This is a genomic window from Bartonella sp. CL100XZDX (assembly GCF_042195375.1).
Classification (GTDB): Bacteria; Pseudomonadota; Alphaproteobacteria; order Rhizobiales; family Rhizobiaceae; genus Bartonella.
The window spans coordinates 1-5,447 of the sequence record NZ_JBHIOH010000071.1 but is presented as its reverse complement, the minus strand read 5'-3'; the positions used below and the strand labels follow the sequence as shown (position 1 = coordinate 5,447).

General features: G+C 40.3%; 5 protein-coding genes. 1 reads left to right on the top strand and 4 read right to left on the bottom strand.

The window, feature by feature from the left end; all coding sequences use genetic code 11:
- From ACFILU_RS08345 to ACFILU_RS08330, 4 genes are all read right to left on the bottom strand, one after another.
- On the bottom strand, nucleotides 1-1,834 hold a 1,834-nt coding region (locus tag ACFILU_RS08345; RefSeq protein ID WP_375675550.1), incomplete at its 3' end, for a hypothetical protein.
- Between the two features lie 3 nt (nucleotides 1,835-1,837).
- Nucleotides 1,838-3,169 (bottom strand): hypothetical protein, encoded by a 1,332-nt coding sequence (locus tag ACFILU_RS08340; RefSeq protein ID WP_375675548.1) that lies wholly within the window; start codon nucleotides 3,167-3,169, stop codon nucleotides 1,838-1,840.
- Nucleotides 3,170-3,214: 45 nt separating this feature from the next.
- A complete protein-coding gene (locus ACFILU_RS08335; RefSeq protein WP_375675546.1) occupies nucleotides 3,215-4,072 on the bottom strand; it encodes a hypothetical protein in 858 nt (285 codons plus the stop codon).
- A 1-nt stretch (nucleotide 4,073) separates the two neighbouring features.
- Nucleotides 4,074-4,499, bottom strand: coding sequence for a hypothetical protein (locus ACFILU_RS08330; protein WP_375675545.1), 426 nt, complete (start codon nucleotides 4,497-4,499; stop codon nucleotides 4,074-4,076).
- A gap of 225 nt (nucleotides 4,500-4,724) precedes the next feature.
- Between ACFILU_RS08330 and ACFILU_RS08325 the strand changes: the two genes are divergently transcribed.
- A partial coding sequence (locus ACFILU_RS08325; RefSeq protein ID WP_375675543.1) for a tyrosine-type recombinase/integrase occupies nucleotides 4,725-5,447 on the top strand: 723 nt, incomplete at its 3' end.

Here is a 5,447-nt window from a genome sequence, read left to right as displayed (position 1 = left end):
AAAAATCTGCATAATTAGCTTCTCTATCGACAACCTTCTTAACAGCAGAAGCTTTATCTGCTCCATAAATCTTTGCAAATCGTTCATACAGATCATTCGTACCAAAAATCTCCTTTGCCTTGGAAACTTGATCTCCTGCTTGCCCCATACCTTGTAAAAGTTTTGCTCTTGATCCCTTTTTAAAGTATTCTTGTTCTCCCTCTGGTAATTCATCAAAGATTTTACTGAACTCATCCTTATTAACCGACTTGCTAAGGATTTTAGAACCTTTACCCATAGCATCTACATCTGAACTATATTGATGATACAATGCCCGCCCTTTCTTATATTCAGACGATATATCATCCATAATCTCTAATAACTTTTTGTCGATCTCTACTAAGCTACGAACTTTGCTATTGTTTCCTTGCCTCTTTTCTGCCCGTATCATAAAATCAATAGCCTCCTTAGTTTTATGGAGAATACCCATGTTGGGTTTCTCTTTAAGAAGGCTAAATTTTTCAGAAGAAAACGGACTGGCTTTATTGCCATCACTAATGAATCCCCTTAGCCCTTTATTATAAGCTTGTTTAAAGTATGGACGCTCCATTAATTCATTAAGTGCCCCATAATATTTCTCTCCTATTGGTATCTTTTTAGCTATTTCATAAAGAGTATGGGATGCTTCTTTCCTACTCGCGATAAGATCACCTTTTAAACCTGTGACATTTTGACGAGGAACAAAGTGTTCATCTGCTGCCTGATGAATACGCTCCCCTCCTTCCAGCGCTCTCTGCCCAGCTCTTTTAGTCAAATCAAGATAAGCTCCTTGGTTTCTTTTCGCGATATCAAAAACAAGATCCTGTAAAAAAGGACTATGATCAGCTACATAATCGGTAGAGACCGCATTCTTAAAAGATTTTCCTAGCTCTTCAGAAGCTTCATTGCCTAAATGTTTACTGATTGCTCTTAACGTGTCTGTTGCAACACCTTGCTTATGAGAAGGAGAAAAAAGTCTTTGTATTCCACCGACAGTAGAACCAGCCAAATGACCTAAAGCACTTCCAACCAATGCCCCGCCCGCTCCTAAACCTGCACCAGATAACGTACTTGTAAGTGTATTACCAAGACCTTCGCCTTCTCCCGCTCCATGTAATGCACCAGATGCCGCCCCTACTTTAAGCAAATGCGGCAATGTTGTTTTGTTCGTGATGCCTAAAAATGGACTTGCAAATCGACTTGGAAATGACTGACCAGTGTTCAAAAAGGCTTGACCTAATTTTGACCCCGCCACATTCCTTGCAAGTGTAGGCGCTACAAAGCGTGCTCCTGAGGCTAACAATCCTCCCCCTAAAGTCGCAAGGGAAGGAATTGCCGACCCTAAAGCATTTCCAGCAAAAGAAGTCCAATAATGTTGATCACTCATCCTACGATAATAATCACGTATTCTATTAGCTTCTTTCTCATATTTTTCTATGGTTTTCTTATCTCCAGTCCAATAGTTGTAAAGCCCCTTCGCAAAAGCCTTTATTGCCAACTCATCATCAGAATCACGTCCTGCCGCTGTAATCCCCGCAATCTCATCATCTAAATTAAAACTCAATCCATGCTTTAAAGAGTTCCAAAAAGCTTCACTTTGCGTGATTTCGGGATGTTGGGGTGATGTTTCGTACCCTCCAAAATTTTCATATTCATTATCAGGAATACGTCCAATAATTTTTATATCAGGACCAAAGTCTGGTAACGTTTCCCCCCTTAACTTACCATATTCATCATCAGGAATACGTTGAATAATCTTCACGCTAGGACCAAAATTAGGAAAAGACTCTCGATAAGCATTATTATAATGAGGCATAATCTATCCCTTAACAGCTTTATATTTAATACCATTGTGGTTTAAGATAAACTTTGTTCCAGAAGGCAATTTATTAGCTTCTTCTGTATTATTCACTACTGGTGCATTTGCCCAATCCCCTTGTGACATCGGTGAATCTACAAAATATTTATCAGAGATTTCTTGGGGCGTATCTATAGGCTGACCTGTTAATGCGTTGTACAGTTGAAGATCATTATGCCTATTGAAAAAATCAAATGCTGTTTTAATTACTTGTAAAGTCCTCTCCAATCCCTCTTTATCTCGCCCAACATCCAAAGAACCAAACATTGATGATAGTGCCTGACTTTCAAAATTTGATATAGGACCAGTTCCTACTGTTCCGCTAGGACTCATCGATTTTAGATTCTCAAATACCGTCCTTAGAACACCACCTCTAATTCCCTCCAATAATTTGTCTAAGTTGTACGCATCACTTCCACCAGCTTTTTTCATAAACCACCCCTTAAATCCTGTAGCACTACCTTTTTGAATGAGTTCAAAAGCAGCTTTCAGATCATTTAATCCAGCTCTCAACTGCTGCTTGGTGGTGAACATATTTTTTATCCTTCTACCCTCCCATTCTTTCTGTGATTGTAGTTTTTGATTATACTCAAGTTCCTGCATCGACCCCTTAACCGGTCTCGCTCTACGTTCACCTAGTTGTGAATTGGGATCCCATTCATAACCTTTATCTAACTGAGGTTTATCACCACCTGTTAGCATCGCACTAAGCATTTGCGGATTACGTGCCATAATAGCAGCTTCTTCTTCACTGTACCCTTTAGATTTTAGGTATTCGACGGTCTGATTAACCTGTCCTCTTTGTTTATCTCCTTCATGCAAGTTTTTCAGCCCCTTGGCAAAAAGTTGCCATCCAGACGAATCTGGACTTGCTGTTATCGCCCCCATAAGAAAATCATCAATATTTTTACTAACATCAGACTGTGAAAAACGAGAAAGTTTATCCCAAAAACTAGGTTCTGGTTTAGAATTCTGTTCTTGTGGTGTCACTGGTTCTGTTACAACAGATGCATGATTTCCTACACTAGGTGGAATTTTTTCTCTTGGAATTGGAAACGAAGGTTTATTTTCCTCATTAGGATAAATAGAGCCTATCGGAACTAGAGAACCGTGATACACATCATATGGATTATTCATAGAAATCATACTAGGGAGAACTGGTACTTGAGGAATAAATGGTAATTTTCTATCTTTATCCAGTCTTTGACTTTCATCTATTCCTTCCTGCAATCGCTCTGTTGTCGTTTTTTTTCGTTTGAGTTCGAAATGTTTATATCTCGGGTCAAAATCCATAAAAACCATTACATTACCTCTTAAACCATTTATTTTCCTGAAATATTAGGACATACCTGCAAATTTACCGGAATTTTCCGCTGCCTTCTTTATTCCATAAATCGCAATCATAGCATTCTGCCAAGGATTATTACCTTCCATCTTAGAGCCTGACATATTATTCGTCGTCGTGCCGTAATTTCTTGCAAAACCATGACCGGCGTTCATAAGCATATTCAACCTATTCCAGCCGCTATTGTCTTGTTCCAGCCAACGTTCACGATTGGCATCAACAATTCTCTGATTGTAATTATCAAGCACACCTCCCCCCTGTATGGCATTGGAATAGGCATTGCCATAACCCTGTAAGAAGTTATTTGAGGCTCCCAACTGATTTTGATTGGCTTGGTCTATCATGGCATTGGCTTGCATCATGCGGTCCGCATCACGATTATATTGATCTGCCATAGCACTTGTGGACAAAGCACCAAGTTCATTTGCCAATACACCTGCATGTGCACCAGACCCATAACGACCCGCACCCGCAAAAGAGCTGTTAATCGTATCTCTTACACGCTCTAAGCTATTTTGAAGGGCGGCATTAAAAGACGGATTCTGTCCAACCATACCACCAGAAGCCATATGTCTAAGATTCATGGATGCCGACGTTGGATTGTAGATTGTATTCATCAAAGAGCGATTTTGATAATGATGAGGAATACTGCCAAGACCACCTATGGCTTGGGTGGTTTGAGCACTTAACGGGGCAATACGAGGTCCTCCATACACATTACCCCCAATCCCTGTGTCATACATGTTATACGCATCTGCACCCCCACGCTTAAATACATTCTCCATCCAAGCAGGAGGAGCGCTTGTCTGCACCTGCTTTTGTTCTGTTGTTGCTGGTGTCTTGCTCCCCATTTCACAATTCCTTCCTGTAATAAAGCATATCTATGCTGTAACCTTGCTTGTCCAATGCACGTTTCCAACCCAAACGACCCAAGATCTCCATTTCAGAAGCCCCATTCTCACGCGCCCAATCCTCTACAACTTGCAAATTGTCAACCAAATCAAGAACACCCTTGCCACTACATTCACAAATGAGCGCGCGCTTCTTTCCTAAAACTGTCTGTTGTATCTGGGTCGTGACTGATGCTAAAAAGCGCTCTTCATCATCCAAAACAAGCCATAACTGTTTCTTACCACTGCAAATAGATTCAATGAGTTCTTGCAACGTAATTTCATGTTTGAAACGCTCTACATACTCTCTAAAAGATGCAATGATTTCTTCAAGATAAGGGGCTATACGCTCTATATCCCAAGAAGTCGTGAGAACTATCTTTGCCATTAACCTTTGCCTAAAGGTCGTAAATCCACATTAAAACCCGTAATCATCGTACAAGATATTGATTTATAATGATAATTCACTGTTTTGTATGTTGAATGAGAGTCCCGAATAACGTAAGATTCTCTCATTTCAAATCTGTTTATCTTTAATCAATCAAAACTACTCATTTGCACATAACAAGTGGGATGAGCGTGTGGATCAAATTTGTATAAGAAAGGATTAAAAATGGCTCTTATGAACCGTCTTAATGCAAGGGCTGTCGCAACATTGGGGGCTGGCAAATATAATGATGGTGCCGGCTTGTTACTTCATAAGCGTAAAGATGGAGGTGCTCAATGGATTTACCGTTATACCATTCATGGTCGGCGCCGTGAAATGGGCTTGGGTGCCTTGAGAGATGTTTCTTTAAAACAAGCTCGTGAATTGGCAACTGGGTGGCGTTCTGTTCTTCGTGAAGGGCGTGACCCTATTAAAGAACGTGAAAAACAAAGGCGTGAGGCAATAAGTAATCTCCATTATTTAAAAGATATCGCGTTGGATGCTTTTGAAAGTCGTAAAGCTGAATTAAAAAATGATGGTAAAGATGGGGATTGGTTTTTACCATTACGCCTTCATATTCTGCCCAAATTAGGCTGTCTGCCCGTTTCAGAGATTACACAAACAGAGATACGCAATGTTCTTGCCCCTATTTGGCATACAAAAGCTGGAACAGCTAATAGAGCTCTTATCCGTCTCAACCTTTGTCTCAAACATGCGGCTGCATTAGGATTGAATGTTGATTTACAAGCAACAGAAAAAGCACGCGCGCTCTTAGGTAAACAACGCCATAAAGTCCAAAATTTACCAGCCATGGATTGGAAAGATGTGCCGGCTTTTTATAAAACACTCTGTGAAGCATCAACCATAACACAACTGGCTTTGCGTTTGCTTATTCTGACAGGCGTTCGT

Excerpts from the sequence above, each read along its gene's own strand:
- ACFILU_RS08335 (WP_375675546.1), bottom strand. The coding sequence starts at position 4,072 with ATGGGGAGCAAGACACCAGCAACAACAGAACAAAAGCAGGTGCAGACA.
- ACFILU_RS08340 (WP_375675548.1), bottom strand. The coding sequence starts at position 3,169 with ATGGATTTTGACCCGAGATATAAACATTTCGAACTCAAACGAAAAAAA.
- ACFILU_RS08330 (WP_375675545.1), bottom strand. The coding sequence starts at position 4,499 with ATGGCAAAGATAGTTCTCACGACTTCTTGGGATATAGAGCGTATAGCC.